At 57.4% G+C, this 418-nt stretch carries 1 protein-coding gene; it reads left to right on the top strand.

Translation table 11 applies throughout. The features are described 5' to 3' along the window. Positions 1 to 19 precede the first annotated feature (19 nt). Positions 20 to 418: 4Fe-4S dicluster domain-containing protein (locus ACQUTD_RS21585; protein WP_473277446.1), on the top strand; the 399-nt coding region annotated here is incomplete at its 3' end.

Genomic DNA, 418 nt, shown 5'->3' with positions numbered 1-418 from the left:
AAGGTTTAAGGAGTAACCCATGACAACTCAGTACGGCTTTTATATTGATTCCAGCCGCTGCACCGGGTGCAAAACCTGCGAGCTGGCCTGCAAAGATTACAACGATCTGACCCCGGAGGTCAGTTTCCGTCGCATCTATGAATACGCAGGCGGAGACTGGCAGGAAGACAACGGCGTCTGGCAGCAGAACGTCTTTGCGTATTACCTGTCGATTGCCTGCAACCACTGCGCCGATCCGGCCTGCACCAAAGTCTGCCCCAGCGGGGCGATGCACAAGCGCGACGACGGTTTTGTGGTGGTGAATGAAGAAGTGTGCATAGGCTGCCGCTACTGCCATATGGCCTGCCCGTACGGCGCGCCGCAGTACAACGCCGCTAAAGGCCATATGACCAAGTGCGACGGCTGCCATTCGCGGGTG

The sequence above is a fragment of the Enterobacter sp. K510 genome (assembly GCF_055804875.1).
The sequence above is the reverse complement of the archived record's forward strand: the minus strand, read 5'-3'. Positions and strand labels throughout refer to the sequence as shown.